The sequence below is a fragment of the Streptomyces sp. NPDC107559 genome (assembly GCF_055657365.1).
This window is the reverse complement of the sequence record NZ_JBVKBD010000001.1, coordinates 1,327,260-1,342,801: the sequence shown is the minus strand read 5'-3', so window position 1 is coordinate 1,342,801 and position 15,542 is coordinate 1,327,260. Positions and strand designations below refer to the sequence as shown.

General features: G+C 72.1%; 16 protein-coding genes. 8 read left to right on the top strand and 8 right to left on the bottom strand.

From position 1 onward, the window contains the following. Window positions 1–3: 3 nt before the first annotated feature. Window positions 4–798 carry a methyltransferase domain-containing protein gene (locus tag ACZ7OY_RS05755; protein WP_471910182.1) on the bottom strand — a complete coding sequence of 265 codons (795 nt, stop codon included), beginning with the start codon at window positions 796–798 and terminating at the stop codon, window positions 4–6. Between the two features lie 217 nt (window positions 799–1,015). Here ACZ7OY_RS05755 and ACZ7OY_RS05750 point away from each other — a divergent pair, with 217 nt between their 5' ends. After that, window positions 1,016–2,143: a magnesium and cobalt transport protein CorA gene (locus ACZ7OY_RS05750; protein WP_471910181.1), complete on the top strand. Its 1,128-nt coding sequence runs from the start codon at window positions 1,016–1,018 to the stop codon at window positions 2,141–2,143. 122 nt (window positions 2,144–2,265) lie between these two features. On the opposite strand, the gene ACZ7OY_RS05745 is transcribed toward ACZ7OY_RS05750, so the two are convergent. Then, on the bottom strand, window positions 2,266–2,898 hold the full coding sequence (locus ACZ7OY_RS05745) for a nucleoside/nucleotide kinase family protein (RefSeq protein ID WP_471910180.1): 633 nt from the start codon (window positions 2,896–2,898) through the stop codon (window positions 2,266–2,268). Window positions 2,899–3,056: 158 nt separating this feature from the next. Between ACZ7OY_RS05745 and ACZ7OY_RS05740 the strand changes: the two genes are divergently transcribed. The 3 genes from ACZ7OY_RS05740 (at window position 3,057) to ACZ7OY_RS05730 (ending at window position 6,140) form a co-directional block, all read left to right on the top strand. Continuing rightward, the gene (locus ACZ7OY_RS05740) at window positions 3,057–3,767 is read left to right on the top strand and encodes a DUF2293 domain-containing protein (RefSeq protein WP_471910179.1); all 711 of its coding nucleotides are present in this window, start codon (window positions 3,057–3,059) and stop codon (window positions 3,765–3,767) included. Between the two features lie 183 nt (window positions 3,768–3,950). After that, entirely contained in the window at window positions 3,951–4,430 is a 480-nt protein-coding gene (locus ACZ7OY_RS05735; protein WP_471910178.1) for an anthrone oxygenase family protein, read from the top strand. Between the two features lie 222 nt (window positions 4,431–4,652). Continuing rightward, window positions 4,653–6,140, top strand: a complete 1,488-nt coding sequence (locus ACZ7OY_RS05730; protein WP_471910177.1) for a glutamate synthase subunit beta — start codon at window positions 4,653–4,655, stop codon at window positions 6,138–6,140. A 177-nt stretch (window positions 6,141–6,317) separates the two neighbouring features. On the opposite strand, the gene ACZ7OY_RS05725 is transcribed toward ACZ7OY_RS05730, so the two are convergent. Then, a complete protein-coding gene (locus tag ACZ7OY_RS05725) occupies window positions 6,318–6,848 on the bottom strand; it encodes a carboxymuconolactone decarboxylase family protein (RefSeq protein WP_471910176.1) in 531 nt (176 codons plus the stop codon). A 47-nt stretch (window positions 6,849–6,895) separates the two neighbouring features. Here ACZ7OY_RS05725 and pdxR point away from each other — a divergent pair, with 47 nt between their 5' ends. Further along, window positions 6,896–8,383, top strand: coding sequence for a MocR-like pyridoxine biosynthesis transcription factor PdxR (gene pdxR, locus ACZ7OY_RS05720; RefSeq protein WP_471910175.1), 1,488 nt, complete (start codon window positions 6,896–6,898; stop codon window positions 8,381–8,383). 115 nt (window positions 8,384–8,498) lie between these two features. Here the strand turns inward: pdxR and ACZ7OY_RS05715 are convergent, their stop codons facing one another. The 3 genes from ACZ7OY_RS05715 to ACZ7OY_RS05705 form a co-directional block, all read right to left on the bottom strand. Beyond that, complete coding sequence (locus ACZ7OY_RS05715; RefSeq protein WP_471910174.1) at window positions 8,499–9,314, bottom strand: SAM-dependent methyltransferase; 816 nt, start codon at window positions 9,312–9,314, stop codon at window positions 8,499–8,501. 148 nt (window positions 9,315–9,462) lie between these two features. Then, window positions 9,463–9,738 (bottom strand): DUF397 domain-containing protein, encoded by a 276-nt coding sequence (locus ACZ7OY_RS05710; protein WP_392619229.1) that lies wholly within the window; start codon window positions 9,736–9,738, stop codon window positions 9,463–9,465. After that, a complete protein-coding gene (locus ACZ7OY_RS05705; RefSeq protein ID WP_471910173.1) occupies window positions 9,739–10,599 on the bottom strand; it encodes a helix-turn-helix domain-containing protein in 861 nt (286 codons plus the stop codon). A 275-nt stretch (window positions 10,600–10,874) separates the two neighbouring features. Here ACZ7OY_RS05705 and ACZ7OY_RS05700 point away from each other — a divergent pair, with 275 nt between their 5' ends. From ACZ7OY_RS05700 to ACZ7OY_RS05690, 3 genes are all read left to right on the top strand, one after another. Then, entirely contained in the window at window positions 10,875–11,612 is a 738-nt protein-coding gene (locus ACZ7OY_RS05700; RefSeq protein WP_471910172.1) for an ATP-binding protein, read from the top strand. A 32-nt stretch (window positions 11,613–11,644) separates the two neighbouring features. Further along, window positions 11,645–12,046, top strand: coding sequence for a hypothetical protein (locus ACZ7OY_RS05695; RefSeq protein WP_471910380.1), 402 nt, complete (start codon window positions 11,645–11,647; stop codon window positions 12,044–12,046). A gap of 286 nt (window positions 12,047–12,332) precedes the next feature. Further along, complete coding sequence (locus tag ACZ7OY_RS05690; RefSeq protein ID WP_471910379.1) at window positions 12,333–14,195, top strand: ABC transporter ATP-binding protein; 1,863 nt, start codon at window positions 12,333–12,335, stop codon at window positions 14,193–14,195. A 103-nt stretch (window positions 14,196–14,298) separates the two neighbouring features. Here the strand turns inward: ACZ7OY_RS05690 and ACZ7OY_RS05685 are convergent, their stop codons facing one another. Together ACZ7OY_RS05685 and ACZ7OY_RS05680 are read right to left on the bottom strand one after the other, a co-directional pair. Beyond that, window positions 14,299–14,469, bottom strand: a complete 171-nt coding sequence (locus ACZ7OY_RS05685; RefSeq protein WP_351605701.1) for a hypothetical protein — start codon at window positions 14,467–14,469, stop codon at window positions 14,299–14,301. 182 nt (window positions 14,470–14,651) lie between these two features. Continuing rightward, entirely contained in the window at window positions 14,652–15,344 is a 693-nt protein-coding gene (locus ACZ7OY_RS05680) for a DUF899 domain-containing protein (RefSeq protein ID WP_471910171.1), read from the bottom strand. Window positions 15,345–15,542 lie beyond the last annotated feature (198 nt).

Below are 15,542 nucleotides of genomic sequence, written 5' to 3'. Positions count from 1 at the left end.
CCGCTACGGTTTGCGGCCCCAGGCCGAGATCATGGGGGCGGTGGCCAGGTCCATGCTGCCGGCGGCCAGGTTCGCCAGGTGCTGGTCGATGTCCTGGTCCGTGGCAAGGCCCGCCTCGACCAGGCGGCCGCGGATCTGCCGGACCGTCGCCGCCTCCAGGGCGGTGCAGGCGGGCGAGGTGACCGGGAAGTAGGCGTCGGCCTCGACCTGGTGCAGCCCGGCCTCGCGCAGCAGCCGAGGAAGCCTGCGCCCGTACGCGAGGTCGGCGCCGCGGTCGGCCAGGAGTGAGCGGAATCCGTGCCTCAGGCGGTTCGCGAGCTGCTGCTCCGGACCGTGCTCGTCGGGGCACAGAAGCGGTTGCAGCGCCGGGTCGGCGTCCTCGATCAGGAGCCGCCCGCCGGGGCGCAGGGCCTTGATCATCGACTGGAGCGCCCGCTCCCTGTCCGGGACATGGACGAGGACGAGCCGGGCGTGCACCAGGTCGAAGTCCGCCTCCGGCGGCTCCTGCGCGCCCACGTCGTGGACGCTCACCTCGACCGGGGGCCGGGCCACGGCGGCCAGCCGTGAGACGTCGATGTCGGTCGCGACGACCTTGCCGGTCGGCCCGACCTTCCTGGCCAGCCAGGACACCACGGAGGTACCGCCGGCACCGACTTCCCAGCAGCGCCAGCCGGGTCCGATCCCGAGCTTCTCCATGTGCCGGAACGTGGTGGGGTCGAAAAGGGCGGCGAAGGCGTCGAATCGCTCTGCCGCCTCGGACTGGCGATTGTCGAGGAGATACCGGTCGGTTCGCGTCATGCCCCGATCATCCCAGTCAGGCCGCTTGTCCCATGCGGACGACGCTCCCCGCGTCGTCGGAGCAGGCCGGTCCGTCCACAGGCGGGAACCAAGCGGAATCTCCTGTTTCCACAGGCTTTCCCGCCGCTTCCCCGCACCTGGCAGACTGGCACGCCAGGGCGCAGGAGTACGGCAGTTCGGCAGTACGGCGCGAGGAGATCCACGCGAGGAGATCCAGATGTCCATGGCAGGGAACCTGCGAAGGGTCACCGAACTCGGCAGGGTCGGTGGCCTCCGCAAGGTGGCACGGCTCACGCGTCGGCGCCCACGCGTCGACCTGAGTCACCCCGCGCGGTCCCCGCTCGGCTCTTCCGTGGTGAACTGCGTGACGTACCGGGACGGCGTCCGGACTCCGGGCGGGCGGGATCTGGTCGATGCCGTGGCGCGGGTGCGCAAGTACGGCGACGGTTTCGTCTGGCTGGGTCTCCACGAGCCCACGGACCAGGAGTTCGCGGGGATCGCCGAGCTGTTCGACCTGCACCCGCTGGCCGTCGAGGACGCGGTCGAGGCGCACCAGCGTCCGAAGGTCGAGCGATACGGCGAGACACTGTTCGCGGTGTTCAAGACGGTCTGCTACGTCGAGCACGAGGAACTCACCGCGACCAGCGAGGTGGTGAACACCGGCGAGATCATGGTGTTCGTCGGCCATGACTTCGTCATCTCGGTGCGGCACGGACGGCACGGCTCCCTGGGCCCGCTGCGCGAGGAGTTGGAGAGCGATCCGGTCCAGCTCGCCAAGGGACCGTCGGCAGTGCTGCACGCGATCGCGGACCATGTGGTCGACGACTATCTCCATGTCGCCGACTCCATGCAGTCGGACATCGACCAGGTCGAGACGGACGTGTTCTCGGCGGACGGCGGACGGGCCGACCCGGGCCGCATCTACCAGCTCAAGCGGGAACTCCTGGAGCTGAAGCGGGCGGTGGTCCCGCTCGCCCGGCCGCTGCTGGACCTCTCGGACCGGCCCATGCGGGTGGTCGACACCGAGATACAGGCCTACTTCCGCGATGTCTCCGACCATCTGCTGCGGGCCACGGAGCAGATCGCGTCCTTCGACGAACTGCTCAACTCCATTCTCCAGGCGCACCTCGCGCAGGTCACGGTCGCGCAGAACGAGGACATGCGCAAGATCACGGCATGGGCCGCGGTGATCGCCGTACCGACGATGGTCTGCGGGGTGTACGGGATGAACTTCGATCACATGCCGGAGCGGCACTGGCAGTTCGGCTACCCCTTGGTCCTCGGCGTGATCGCCGTCGCCTGTCTGGTGCTGCACCGCGGCTTCCGGCGCAACGGCTGGCTCTGAGGCACGGCTTCCGGCGCAACGGCTGGCTCTGAGGCACGGCTTCCGGCGCAACGGCCGGCTCTGAGGCACGGCTTCCGGCGCAACGGCCGGCTCCGAGGCACGGCTGCGGTCCGGTGGGCGGGTCAGCCGCCCCACGCCGGGTGCCGTGGATCGTCCGCGCGCACCAGGACGTCGGCCGTGCCGGCCGGGTCGGTCTCCCGCTCGTAGGTCTCGAAGGCGGGCAGCGTCCAGCGGTCGGCCTCGGGGGTGCGGCGGCGCAGGGCGGGCGGGGAGAGGAGGACGTGGACGCTCAGGTCGAACGGGAACCAGTGACGCAGCAGGAGGGGGCCGTGCAGCACCAGGAAGCCGCCGGGCGGGAGCCGGACGTAGGAACTGCGGGTGGCACGGTCGGAGACCGGGTCCCAGAGGTCGGGCAGGATGCGCCCGTCGCCGCCCGGTTCGAGGGGGCCGAACACCTCACGCCACAGGGCGCCGGTGTCGAACCATTCGTTGTAGTAGGCCTCCACGTCGTGGTGCCCGTGCTCCAGCCGGAGCGAGGCCGGGCGCAGGAAGCCTTCCGCCGCCACGACGGCCGAGGGACGGCCGCGCAGGCGCAGGGCTTCGGCGACCCGCTCGGCGAGATCTCCGGGGCGAGCCGCCGGGGCGCCGTCGAAGGCGATCCGGGGCCAGGGGCTGCCGTCGCCCGGCTTCAGGTCGAGCAGCCGCTCGGCGAGCAGGTCGCCGAGCCGTTCCCAGGTGATCGCTTCGAGTCGCACACCGCCATGATGCCGCCTCGCACCGGGGCACGACGGCCGCCGGTCCCACGCCCGGTCCCACGCCCGGACCCGCGCCCGGACCGGTGCACGCCGGTCGCGCGGTGCCGCGCGCCGCGGACGTGTGTGACGGCGGGCTCACCGGCGGGAAAGAACCCGATATGGCGCTCCTTGCAACTCCTCGTACCGGTGCCGGACTTCATGGTGGACTTGTCGTCGTCCAGCCTGTGCGGCGCAAGCAGTGCGCCGGGTGCCGTCGCGGGCCGCTGCCGATGCTCGTCCTCGAGGACGGCGCACCACGCTGCCTCGACTGCGCCGACCTCGGACATCTGGTGTTCCTGCCGCGCGGTGACACGGCACTGACCCGCAGATCGCGGGAGGAGAGCGCGCTGTCGGCGGTGGTCGTGCGGTTCAACCGGCGCCAGGCCAGGTACGAACGCCAGGGCATCCTGGTCGAGGAGTCCGCGCTGGCCCGCGCCGAACGTCGCTGCCTGGCGGACGCGGAGGCGCGCAGGCGGCGCCGGGCCCGGGACGCCCGACGGCGGGCGGCCGAGGACGTGCGGTTCACGGCCGTCTTCGCGGCGGAGATACGACGGTTGTTCCCCGCCATTCCCGAGGGCCGGGCGCAGGAGATCGCGGCGCACGCGTCGGCGCGCGGCAGTGGCCGGGTGGGGCGCAGCGCGGCCGGCCGGGCGCTCTCGGAGGGCGCGGTCGTCTCGGCGGTCGTGGCCTCCGTACGGCATCTGGACACCCCCTACGACGAGCTCCTGATGAGCGGTGTGCCCCGGCACCGGGCGCGGCGGCAGATCGCGGCGGACGTGGAGTCGGCGCTCGCGGGGTGGCGCGGTGCTGCGCCCGGCCCGGCCGGGTGAGGGAGCGCGGCCTGCCGTGCGGGCCCGGCAGGCACACAGGCTTCCGCTCCCCTCGACCGTGGCGGGTGCGCGCCGGCTGGTGGCCGCAGGCCGGTGGCCACCGGCCTGCGGCCATGAATTCACTTGTGATGGCGGAAGGCGCCGGGCAGGATCTCGGCTCGACGGGTGGGAGCTGACGCAGAAATGATCGACGGACCGTACTTGGTGCTGGCGGCGCTGGGTGTCCTCGGCACGGGACTGATGGCCGGTGTCTTCTACGCCTTCTCGGTTCTGGTCATGCGGGGACTGGCCGCGCTGCCGCCGGCCCAGGGGGTCGCCGCGATGAACGCGATCAACTCCTCGGCCCTGGCACCCGCGTTCATGGTCGTGTTCTTCGGTGTGGCCACGGTGTGCGCGGTGATCGCCGTGGTGACGTTCGTCCTGTGGCCGGACGACGGGACGGTCGAGCTGCTGCTGGGCAGCGCGCTGTACCTGGCCGGTTCGTTCGGGGTGACGGTGGTCGCGAACGTGCCGCGCAACGCCCAGCTGCTGAGGACGGCGCCGGACACCCCGGAGGCGGCCGCCTACTGGCCGGTGTATCTGCGTGAGTGGACGAGATGGAACCACGTACGCGTGGCCGCCTCGGCGCTGTCCGCGGTCGTGTACCTGCTGGCGCTCGTCTGAGCGTGCCGCGGCCCCGTCGGGACGCCCGCCCGGGGACGCGGTGGGCGCCTCCGCGAGCCCACGTCGGGACGCCCGTCCGGGCACCCGGAGATCCTTGCCGAGGCCGGCGGGAGAAAGCGCTGTAGGCCGCTCTGCGCGTGCGGCCCGGGAGACGTATCGTGGCCGGAAGAGCGCCGCCCGATGACGCACGGCCCGTCGCACGCGCGAGCAAGGAAGACGGCCATGGCCGATCCCAAGGGTTTCATGACGACGCCCCGCCAGGAGTGGGCCCGTCGGCCTGTCGAGGAGCGGGTCCGGGACTGGGCCGAGGTGTACGTCCCCGGGGCGCTGCTGCCCATCGTCAGCAAACAGGCCGACCGTTGCATGGACTGCGGCATACCGTTCTGCCACGACGCGTGCCCGCTGGGCAACCTGATCCCCGAGTGGAACGACCTGGTCTCCCGGGAGGACTGGCGGGCGGCGGCCGACCGGCTGCACGCCACCAACAACTTCCCCGAGTTCACCGGGCGGTTGTGCCCGGCACCGTGCGAGGCGGGGTGCGTACTCGCGATCAACCAGCCGGCCGTGACCATCAAGAACGTCGAGTGCGCGATCGCCGACCGGTCCTGGGAGGAGGGGTTCGTGCCGCCCAAGCCGCCGGACCGGCTGTCCGGACGGACGGTTGCCGTGATCGGTTCGGGCCCCACCGGACTCGCCGCCGCCCAGCAGCTGACGCGGGCCGGACACACCGTCGCCGTGTACGAGAAGGACGATCGGCTCGGCGGGTTGATGCGGTACGGCATCCCCGAGTTCAAGATGGAGAAGCACCATCTTGAGCGCCGGCTGAAGCAGATGCGGGCCGAGGGGACGAAGTTCCGTACGTCCACGGCGGTCGGCCGGGACGTGGGCGCGGCCGAACTGCGCACGCGCTACGACGCCGTGGTGGTCGCCACGGGCGCCACCGCGTGGCGTGAACTGAGCGTTCCGGGACGCGAGTTGGCAGGCATCCACCAGGCGATGGAGTATCTGCCGCTGGCCAACCGGGTGTGCGAGGGCGACCTGGAGACCTCGCCGATGTCCGCCGTGGGCAAGCACGTCGTGATCGTCGGCGGCGGTGACACCGGCGCGGACTGTCTGGGGACGGCGGTGCGCGAAGGGGCCGCGTCCGTCACCCAGCTCGACATCTACGCACAGCCGGACGCCGAGCGCGACGAGGACATCGACCCCTGGCCGACGTACCCGAAGGTCTACCGGCTGTCGGCCGCGCACGAGGAGGCGCGCGACCTGGAGACGGCGCCCGCGGCGCACGCGGACGCCCGGCTGTTCGCCGCGTCCACGCTCCACTTCATCGGCGACGCCGACGGGCAGGTGCGGTCGCTGCACCTGGTCGAGGTGGACGCGCTGCGCAGACCGGTGGCCGGCTCCGGACGTACGCTCCCCGCCGACTTCGTGCTGCTCGCCCTCGGCTTCTCGGGGCCCGACCGGCAGGACGGGCTCATCGACCAGCTCGGGCTGGGGCTCGAACCGCGCGGCACGATCACCCGGGACGGCGGCTTCGCGACGAACGTCCCCGGAGTGTTCGCCGCCGGGGACGCGGCGCGCGGGCAGTCGCTCATCGTGTGGGCGATCGCGGAGGGCCGGGCGGTGGCCGCGGCCGTCGACCACTATCTGACGGGGAGTTCCCGGCTTCCGGCTCCGATCGGGCCGTACGACCGGCCCATGGCCGTGTGAACGGACCGGGCCGTACTGCCGGCCCATGGCCGGGTGAACCGGACCGGGCCCTACGACCGGCCCATGGCCATGTGAACCGGACCGGGCCCTACGACCGGCCCATGGCCATGTGAACCGGACCGGGCCGTACTGCCGGGGCCGGTGCGCCTTGACGGACGGACGTTGCCTGCCGCGGCCCTAGCGTCGTTCGTCCGTGCCCGCCCGCTTCGCCGTCGACAGTGCCACTCGATTCCAGGTGTTGATCGCGAAGATCAGGGCCAGCAGGTGTGCCAGCTCCTGCTCCTCGAAGTGGGCCGCCGCCTCGGCGTAGACGTCGTCCGGGACACCAGTGTCGGCCACCAGGGTCACCGCCTCGGTCAGGGCGAGGGCCGCCTGCTCCTTCCCGGTGAAGAAGTGGCGGGCCTCGCGCCAGACGGCGACCATGTGCAGCCGGTCCTCGCTCTCGCCGGCCTTGCGGGCGTCGTTGGTGTGCATGTGCAGGCAGTACGCGCAGTGATTGAGGTGCGAGGCGCGGATCTGGACGAGTTCGACGAGAGCCGGGTCGAGGCCGTCGCGGGCCGCGGTGTCGAAGCCGATGAGGGCGCGGAAGACCTTCGGGGCGGCCTTGGCGAAGTTGAGGCGGCCCGCCTCGTCCGTGCGGGTGTCCGTGACCGTGACCGGGTGCGCCGTGCGGGTGTTCGCGTTCGTCGTCATCGTGTTCGTCGTCATGTGCTTCAACCTATGGCCTGGAAAGACCTCTTGTAGGGTGCAATTCCATGGTGGAATCATGGGTCAATTCGGCGGAGCGGATCGGCAGCGACCTGCATCTGGAGCTGTCGTCGGCCGGGTCCGGGTCCGGCGGGCGCCGGGCGGCGGTCGTCCGGGCGCTGCGCGAGGCCGTACGCGACGGCCGGCTGGCCCCCGGGACCCGGCTGCCGCCGTACCGCTCGCTCGCCGCCGACCTGGGTGTCGCCCGCAACACGGTGGCGGACGCGTACGCGGAGCTTGTCGCGGAGGGGTGGCTGACCGCCCGCCAGGGCTCCGGCACGCGCGTCGCCATGGGGGTGTCCGCCCCGCCCCCGCCGTCGAGGCACCGGGGCGGCTCCGCGCCGGCGCACGATGTCCCCCGGGTGCCCCGCACGGCACTCCCACGCGCGCGTGGCCCCCGGCACGACCTGCGGCAGGGCACCCCCGACGCGTCGTCCTTCCCGCGCGCGGCCTGGCTCACCTCCTACCGGCGGGCACTCCAGCAGGCGCCGAACGAGGTGTTCGGACCGGGCGACCCGGCCGGCCGGATCGAACTGCGCGAGGCCCTCGCCGAGTACCTGGCACGGGCCCGCGGGGTCCGCACGGATCCGGACCGGATCGTGATCTGCTCCGGCTTCGCGCACGCCCTGCGCCTGCTGTTCGGCCAGGGCGCGGGCGGGACCCTGCGCGGGCCGCTGGCCGTGGAGGCGTACGGGCTCGGCTTCCATCGGGAGCTGCTCGCCACGGCGGGCGTGCGGACCGTACCGCTGCCGGTGGACGAACACGGCGCTGTCGTCGGCGGGTTGGGCCGTGAACGGGGTGTGCTGCTCACGCCCGCGCACCAGTTCCCGACCGGTGTTCCGCTGCTCGCCGAGCGCCGGGCCGCGGTGATCGACTGGGCACGCGCGCGAGGCGGTGTGGTCGTCGAGGACGACTACGACGGGGAGTTCCGATACGACCGCAAGCCCGTCGGCGCCCTCCAGGGCCTCGACCCCGACCGGGTCGTCCTCGTCGGCTCGGTGAGCAAGAGCCTGTCGCCGGCCCTGCGGCTGGGGTGGATGGTCCTGCCGCGGCGGTACGTCGGTGACGTACTGGCCGCCAAGGGCGAGCGCGAGGCGTGGGCGAGCGTGCCGGACCAGCTGTGCCTGGCCGACTTCCTGGCCTCGGGGTCGTACGACCGTCATGTGCGGCGGACCCGGCAGCGTTACCGCCGCCGCCGTGACCGGCTCGTCGAGGCGCTGGCCGTGCGGGCCCCGCACATCGAGGTCACCGGGGTCGCGGCCGGTCTGCACGCGGTGCTCCGGCTGCCGGACGGCACCGAGCGGTCCACGGTCGAGGCAGCGGGGCGGCGGGGCGTCGCGCTGGACGGCCTCGCCGCGTTCCGGCACCCGGAGACGGACACGGCGGTGACGGGCACGGCGGTGCGGGACGGGCTGGTGGTGGGGTACGCGACACCCTCGGACCACGCGTACGGAGCGGCCGTCGAGGCGCTGTGCGGGGTGCTGCCCCCGCCGTGACCCCCGGGACCGGCCCGCCGACGGCCGCGGTGGCCCGGGGCCCGAAGGGGCAGAGAGCCCTGAGGAAGGGCCGTGCCGAATCCCCCGGGCTTCCCTCGCGGGCCCCTTGCGGGTCTCACCCCTTGCGGGCCACCGCTCCGTATCCGGGTATGACCCCGTCCTCCTGGCCCGGGACCGGTTCGCCCAGTTCGGGGTGCCACTCGGGCACCACCGCGATCCCGGGTTCGACGAGGTCCAGGCCGCGGAAGAACCGACCGAACTCCTCGCGGGAGCGCAGTGCGAGGGTGATGCCGGCCGCCCGGAGCTTCGCGATCGCCGCCGCCGACTCCTCAGGAGTGAAGTCGGCGGTCGCGTGGGTCATCATCAGGTAGCTGCCGGAGGGGAGTTCGGACAGCAGCCGGCCGACCAGTTCGTGCGCGCCGTCCTCGTCGGAGATGAAGTGCAGCAGCGCGATGAGGGAGAGCGCGATCGGCCGGTCGAAGTCAAGGATCTTCCGGGCCCCCTCGATTATGGCGGCCGGATCGCGCACGTCGGCCTGAAGATACTCGGTCAGGCCGTCCGGAGTGCTGCGCAGCAGGGCCGCCGCGTGGGCCAGCACGATCGGGTCGTTGTCGCAGTAGACGACGCGGGCGTCGGTCGCGACGCCCTGGGCGATCTGGTGCAGGTTCGGCTCGGTCGGGATGCCGGTGCCTATGTCCAGGAACTGACGCACGCCGCGCTCGGCCAGCCAGCGGGTGGCACGGTGCATGAACGCGCGGTTGACCCGGGCCATGACGGGGACGCGCGGGTCCAGGGCCAGCATCTGCCGGCCCATCTCCTCGTCGACCGGGTAGTTGTCCTTGCCGCCGAGATACCAGTCGTACATCCGCGCGGGATGCGGTCGGCTGGTGTCGATCCGGACAGCGCCGGTGGGGTGGTCCTGCCCGGTCATACAACACTCCGTAAGTGGGGGGCGCGAACGGTGATCACGGTAAATCGGGAACCAAGGTAAGGGAGTTGAGCCAGTCATCGGTTTAACGGGTCGAGCGGGAGAGCAATTCAAGCCAGCCGTCCAGGACAGGCCGTCCGGGACAGTCCGTTCAGGACAGGAGGAAGTCCGCCTCCCCCGCCTTCGCGCCCTCGATGAAGGCGGTCATCTCGTCGGACGTGTAGATCAGTGCGGGCCCGTCGGGGTCGGTGGACTGCCGGACGGCGATGCGGCCGTCCGCGAGCTTCATGGCTTCCAGGCAGTTGCCCCCGTTGCCGCCGCTCCAGGGCTTGTGCCAGCCTTCGCTGCCCAACTCCCGTGCGGGCATGCCGTTGTAGATCCGCTCGGTGCGGATCCGCGACTTGGTCTGGGACTTGATGCGGTCCATTCACAACTCCTTGCGGAGATCCCGGAGGATCTCCTTCGTGCGATGTGCAGTAGCGGCCTGCGCCGCCATGCGGTCCATGACCTCCAGGTGGGTCGCCACCTCGGAGCGCGCGTCCAGATAGACGGCGCCGGTCAGGTACTCGCTGTAGACCATGTCCGGAAGTTCGGGCATGGCGAATCGGAAGAGCACGAAGGGCCCGTACGTGCCGGGATGCGGACCGTTGGCGAACGGCGCGATCTGGAGCGTCACGTTGGGCAGCTTCATGGCGTCGAGCAGCTTGTCGATCTGGGCCCGCATCACCTCCGCGTCGCCGACCGGGCGGCGCAGCACGGTCTCGTCCATCACCACCCAGAGCCGGGGCGCGTCCTGCCGGGTGAGCAGCCCCTGCCGCTGCATGCGCAGCGCGACATGGCGCTCGATGTCGTCGGGACTGGTCTGGCCGATGGCGCCCGACTTCAGCACCCCGCGCGCGTAGCCCTCGGTCTGGAGCAGTCCGGGCACGAAGTGGGGCTCGTACTGGCGGATGAGACCGGCCGCCCCCTCCAGGCTGACGTGCATGGAGAACCAGCCGGGCAGGATGTCGTGGAAGCGCTGCCACCAGCCGGGCTGGTTGGCCTCCTCGGCGAGCCGGACGAACGCCTCGGCCTCCGCGTCCGAGATTCCATAGGCCTTCAGGAGCAGTTGGAGGTACGGGATCTTGAGCGTGACCTCGGCCATCTCCATGCGCCGGACCGTGGCGGGGGCGACACGGAGGATCTGGGCGGCCTCCTCGCGTTTGAGTCCGGCGCGCTCCCGCAGGTCCAACAGGCGCCTGCCGAGGACGACCTGACCCACGGTCGGCGCGGACCGCGGTTCACTCACGCTCCACCTCCACGAAAACTCCCGGCAGGACGGCTCGGTCGCACAGATCGCCGACAGCCCGGCCGGTCCGGTGACAAAGGAACGACAAAAGAATCCCCGACAGCCCTACGGCGCCACTCGAAGACCCACCCGAAGATCCGCACGGATCTCCGCTGATCCCAACTGGCGCCGCTCGACGTGCTGTTGCATGCAGTGTGCCACGGCCCTCCACCGCGTCACACAGCACTCTGCATTTTTCATAGTGACACTTGCCAAGTGTTCGCGGCGGGGCGATAGTGGCAAGCGTGATTCCGTCCGCGCCCTTAGGAACAGACGCCGCCGCAGGCCGCCCCCTCGGTCTCGGTGCCGATGGGGGTCCCCCCGATCGTGCCCGTTCCGAACCAGGGGAGGCAGTCGGCCCCGTCCGGCTCGGCGCCGAGCGCCGGTTCCGCTTCGAGCTGGCCGCGCACCCGGCTTCGCCCACTCAGGCGAGACGGCTGACGCGAGCCCGGCTGACCGGCTGGTCGGTGTGCGAGGACACCTGCGACACCGCGGTCCTCGTCGTCTCCGAGCTGGTCACCAACGCGATCGTGCACACGGCGAGCAGCCGTGTCGTCTGCGAGCTGCACGACGGCGACGACCTGGTGCGCATAGCGGTGCGCGACGAGGGCTGCGCGCCGGGTGATCCCCACCCGTCCCCGCAGCGGCCCGAGGAGGAGCACGGGCGAGGACTGCTGCTGATCGAGGCACTGTGCCACTCCTGGGGTGCCCAGGAGCAGGGGTCGGGGCTGCTGGTCTGGGCGGAGATCCCCCGCGGGACCGCCACGCCGCGCATCCCCGCGCAGCCGCACAACGACCTGGGCTGGGGCACCCGCCCGAAGCCCGGCCCGCCCGGCGGCCCGGGCGACGAGGACGAGCCGCGACAGGAGTGTCGCGACCACCCTCAGCACGGACCGCAGGACGCGCCGCAGTACGGACCGGCGGTCGTGGGGGCCCCGTCGCACGCCCGGCGCCCGGAGCGGGGCGACGCGTGAACGCGCTCTCCGGTCCCGGCCAACTGCTCGGCATGGACACGCTTATGCGACTACGGCGCGACCGGCAGACGCCGCCCGCCCGTCACCGTCTGGTCGTCCCCGACGACATGACCGTCCCGCTCGGCTGCGACGCGGTGGCGGCGCCCGCCGACCTCGGACCGCTGCTGCTCCCCCGCCTGCCGCGCGTGGGATGCGTGTACGCCGACGGGACGCGCTGGTGGTGGATCGTTCCGTCCGACTCGGACCACGCACTGGAGTGGCCCGCCGCCACGTACTACGCCGCGGGCGCGGTCGTTCCGGACGCCGCGCGTCTTCCTCATCTCATCCACAGACCGGACGGTACGGTTCCGTACACCCCGCCGATCCCGCTCTACCTGGCCCTGTGCCGGCTGACCGGGACCACACCCGCCTGGTCACGGCCGATCAGCGCCTGACACGCTGGTCGCGGCTGGTCAGTGCCCGACACGCAGGGCGCGGCCGGTCAGTGCCCGACACGCAGGTCGCGGCCGGTCAGCGCCCGACACGCAGGGCGTACGCCCGCGCACATCCGTGCCCCGGCCGTACGCCCTGCCCTGAAGCAGCACCTCCCGCGATAGTGGCCGTTCGTGTCCGGTGGTCCACGATCGGGGGAGGTCGACGGTGGCGAAGCGGCGTGACAGGGACGCACCCGAGGTGTCCGAGTCGGAACGTCTTCTGTTCGGCGGTGCCCTCCGCTACGACATGGGCTGGAACCAGCACTCGGACGCCTTCCTGGAACTGAGCTTCCGGGCCATGCTGACCCACCTGCCCGCGCTGCTCGCCTCCAGCCTCCGGCTGGCCCGGCAGGCCGACCGCGTCGCCGCGCGGACCGTGCTGGCCGCGGAGGCGGGCCGGGGCCTGGCGCAGGCGGTGGGCCTGTTCACGGTCAACAGCGTGCTGGGCCGGCTGATGGGGGGCGGCCCGATCGAGGACCGGCTGCGCGGTGCCGTCCCCGCACTCACCGTCATGGCCGCCGTCCTGCTGGTGGGCGCGCTGCTGCGGGCCGCGTCGACGTACGCCACCGGGCGGCTGGAGCCCAAGGTGGAGCGGGTGGCGACCGAGCTGTATCTGGAGCGGGCGGCGGCCGTGGAGCTGTCCGCGATCGAGGACCACGCCTTCCACAAGCTGCTGGACACCGCGCAGTACGGCGCCTCCTCCGCCCGCCGGATGATCATCTACGGCACGCGCGTGGTGAACGCGATGATCTCCCTCGTCGCGGCGGCCGGCGTACTGACCGTGCTGCACCCGGCCCTGCTCCCGCTGCTGGTGACGATGACCGTGCCGAGCGCCTGGAGCGCGCTGACCAACGCCCGCCGCCGTTACGAGTCCTTCCACATCTGGGTGCAGCACGCCCGCGCCGGGCATCTCATCAGCGGTCTGCTCACCGAGCCGGCGGCCGCGCCGGAGATCCGGCTGCACGGGGTCGGCCCGTTCCTGCTGCGCCACTTCCGGGCGATGTCGGAGTCCGCGGAGGCGGAGCAGGCCCGGCTGGCGCGGCTCGCGGCCCGCACCGGCCTGATCGCGGCGCTCTGGACCGGCCTGGCGACGGTGGCGACGTACGCGACGCTCGGCGCGCTGCTGGTCACCGGCACGATGGCGCTGTCCGTGGCGGGCACGGCCGTGATCGCGATCCGTACCGGCTCGTCGAGCCTGGACACCCTGGTCCTGGAGGTGAACTCGCTGCACGAGGAGGCCCTGTTCGTCGGCGACCTGGAGCGGCTCTACGTCGAGGCGGCCGAGCGGGCCATCCCGGCCGGGGGCGCGCCGCTGCCGGAGAACCCCCGGGAGATCCGGTTCGAGAACGTCACGTTCAGCTATCCCGGCGACGCCGGCCGTCCCGCCCTGGACGACATCAGTGTCGCCTTCCCGCTCGGCCGGATCGTCGCGCTCGTCGGCGAGAACGGCTCGGGCAAGACGACCCTGGTCAAGCTGCTCGCGGGCCTGTACAAGCCGGACCGGGGGCGGATCCTGTGGGACGACGTCGATGCGGCGACCGCGGACCGGCACCGGCTCGCCGAGCGCATCGCGATGGTCGCGCAGGACTTCAAGCGGTGGCCGTTCACCGCCCGGGTCAACGTCGCCGTCGGCCGCTCCTCGGCGCCGCTGACCGAGGAACGGCTGAGCACGTCGATCAGCGAGGCGGGCGCGGAGCAGGTGGTCGCCGACCTGCCCCGGGGGCTGGACACCCTGCTGGCCCGGAACTTCAGCGGCGGGCACGAGCTGTCCGGCGGACAGTGGCAGCGGCTCGGGATCGCGCGGGCCGCCTACCGGCGCGGGCGCATCCTGATCGTGGACGAGCCGACGGCGGCGCTGGACGCCCGGGCCGAGCTGGAGGTCTTCGAGAAGATCCGGGCGCTGGCCGGCACCGGGCAGACGGTCGTCCTCATCACCCACCGGCTGGCCTCCGTGCGCCACGCCGACCTGGTGCATGTCCTCGACCAGGGGCGGCTGGTGGAGTCCGGCACCCCCGACGAGCTGCTCGACAGCGGTGGCGTCTACGCCGAGCTGTACGCGCTCCAGGCCGGACAGTTCACGACGCCGGTGCCCGCCCCGAAGGCGGGCTGAGTCCTCTGCCCCGCGTCCCTGATCCTGTGTCCCTGATCCCGTGCCTCTGAGGCCGTGTCCGTGATCCCGTGTCCGTGATCCCGTGTCCGTGATCCCGTACCCCTTATTCCATGTCCCTGCCGCGGACGATCACCAGGAAGGTGTCCGTCGCGAGGTCCATGACGACCTCGGCGGGCAGGCCCTCCTGCCGTCGCGCGTGCGCGAACTCCTCCGCGGGCCACGAACCGCGCGGCCCACCCGCGGGAAAGCGTTCGAGCACTGTTCGCCCGTTCACCACCCTGCACCTCCAGGAAGCGTCGTCCTTGCAGGAGTCAACGCCTTCCGGAGGCCCTGCGGCTCCCTCAGTTGCGGGACTGAGACGTAGCTGACACCCGGTCACCGCGGAACGTGAGGGTGCCGTGACATCCCGGACTCATCGGCACCGTCCGGGTCACTCCCCGTACTCGTCGTGCCGGGTCAGTCCTCGTACTCGTCGTGGTAGCGCACGCGTTCGCTGCCCGGGGCCGCCCCGAGAGCCCACGCGCGCCCCGCAAGCTCCTCCCACTCCTCCTCCTGCCGCCCCAGCGCCGTGAGGTCCAGCAGACTGATGGTCGAGCCGAGGCCGTCGAGGCCGCGCCCGTGGACGGAGTAGGTGTGGAAGACCCGGTCGTGGTCCCGCAGGAAGCAGCTCAGACCGGGCCGCTCGACGAGTTCCCCGTCACGTTCCAGCGTCGCCTCGAAGTCGTGGTTGAAGTCGCCGAGGGACGAGGAGTACCAGGGCACCGTCCAGCCCATCCGCGCCTTGAACGGCAGCAGTGACGTGTACGGCGCCCGGGACACCACCGCGAACGTCGTCCCGCGTGCCCGCAGATGCGCGAGGTGCCCGATCTCGTCGAGGAACGCCGAGCAGCCGCGGCAGCCGGCGTCCCACCCGGGCGCGAACATGAAGTGGTGGAGCACGAGTTGCCGCCGCCCCTCGAAGAGGTCGAGCAGAGTGGCCTTGCCGTCGCCGCCCTCGAAGACGTACTCCTTGTCGATCTCGACCATGGGCAGGCGGCGCCGCTCGGCGTTGAGGGCGTCACGCGCGCGCGTCACGGCCTCTTCCCTGAGCAGCAGTTCCTCGCGTGCCGCACGCCACTGCGCGCGCGAGACGACCTCCGGAAGCGACATGACTCCTCCTGTGCGACGGTCCGTTCCCCTGGCTGACCGCCGAAAGGAGCGGAACTCATCGCCGCCCCGCAGAATTCTCACCCGGGTTCTCCCGGCGGGTCCGACTGCGCACGGCCATGCCCCCACGTCGACGTACGACGGTGTCGTGCCGCCGTGTGAGCCCAACCGCGCACCGGCGCGGGTGCGATGGTCCGGGCA